The following is a 1,412-nucleotide window of genomic DNA, read 5'->3' as shown; positions in this document are numbered from 1 at the left end:
GGTCACGTCCCGTGGAGTGGTGTAAGAGCATTCGCGTGTTCGCGTGAGGCTCTGCGGTTGTTCACTATGCCGTGAGAGCTGCTGTGGGGGCAATCGTTTCGGCGTTCTTGTCGCTGGCGTTGAGGAGGGCGAGGCTGGTTTCGGAGAGGTAGCGCTTGTCGGCGACTTGCCATTCGTCGTGGGCTTCGACAAGCACGGAGCCGGCCAGCCGGAGCAGGGCGGCGGGGTTGGGGAACACCCCGACGACATCGGTGCGGCGTTTGATCTCCTTGTTGAGCCGCTCCAGTGGGTTGGTGGACCAGATTTTCTTCCAGTGCGCCGCCGGGAAATCGGCGAACGCGGTGATGTCGTCGGCGGCCTGGCGCAGCATGGTCTCGACCTTGGGGAATTGCCGGCCGAGCATGCCGGCGATGGTGTCGAGCTGCTCGCGGACATGTTCAGCGTCGGGTTGGGCGAAGATGGTGCGGATCGCCGCGGCGACCATTTCCGCGGAGCCCTTGGGGATCTGGGCGAGCACGTTGCGCAGGAAATGCACCCGGCATCGTTGCCAACTGGCTCCGATCAGTACCGCGTCGATCGCGGCGCGTAGTCCAGCGTGGGCATCGGAGATGACCAGCTGCACCCCGGCCAGGCCGCGGGATTTCAGCGACCGCAAAAACGCCGTCCAGAATGCCCCGTCCTCGCTGTCGCCGACCTCGAAGCCCAGCACTTCGCGGCGCCCGTCGGCGGCCACTCCGGTGGCGATGACCACCGCCTGGGATACCACCCGGTGATTCACGCGGGCCTTGCAGTAGGTGGCGTCGAGGAAGACGTAGGGGAAGGGTTGCTCGGCCAGGGGCCGGTCGCGGAAGGCGGCGACTTCGGTGTCGAGGTCCTTGCAGATCCGCGAGACCTCGCTTTTGGAGATCCCGGTATCAGCGCCCAGCGCCTTGACCAGATCATCGACCTTGCGGGTGGAGGTGCCGTGCAGGTAGGCCTCCATCACCACCGCGAACAGGCATTGATCGACGCGGCGGCGGCGTTCCAGCAGTGCCGGGAAGAACGACCCCGACCGCAACTTGGGGATGCGTAATTCCAGGTCCCCGGCGATCGTGGTCAGCGTGCGTGGGCGTGAGCCATTGCGCTGATTGGTGCGGGTCTCGGTGCGCTCGTGCGGGCCGGCGCCGATCACCGCGGTCAACTCCGCATCGATCAGCGCCTGATAGATGACCTCAGCGGCTTGAGTGACCCGCTCGCCGGCATCGGCGGTGCGTAGTGCATCGAGCACCTCCAACAAGGCAGACTGATCCAGGGCCATCGCGATGTTCCTCTCGGTAGTGATCCTTGGTCGTTTCACCACAGAGACTCACGCGATGGCCCCTCTACATCGGCACCGACACGCCGCTACTTACACCACACCCGGGGACGTTCCC

At 65.4% G+C, this 1,412-nt stretch carries 1 protein-coding gene; it reads right to left on the bottom strand.

Annotated features, from left to right (window positions below; genetic code table 11):
* Nucleotides 1-64: 64 nt before the first annotated feature.
* Nucleotides 65-1,297 (bottom strand): IS256 family transposase, encoded by a 1,233-nt coding sequence (locus BRW65_RS30810; RefSeq protein WP_073881228.1) that lies wholly within the window; start codon nt 1,295-1,297, stop codon nt 65-67.
* Between the last annotated feature and the right edge of the window lie 115 nt (nt 1,298-1,412).

The sequence above is a fragment of the Mycobacterium paraffinicum genome, assembly GCF_001907675.1.
GTDB lineage: Bacteria > Actinomycetota > Actinomycetes > Mycobacteriales > Mycobacteriaceae > Mycobacterium > Mycobacterium paraffinicum_A.
The sequence above is the reverse complement of the archived record's forward strand: the minus strand, read 5'-3'. Positions and strand labels throughout refer to the sequence as shown.

Bases quoted from the DNA above. Each gene is read 5' to 3' on its own strand.
- BRW65_RS30810 (WP_073881228.1), bottom strand. From the start codon at position 1,297: ATGGCCCTGGATCAGTCTGCCTTGTTGGAGGTGCTCGATGCACTACGC.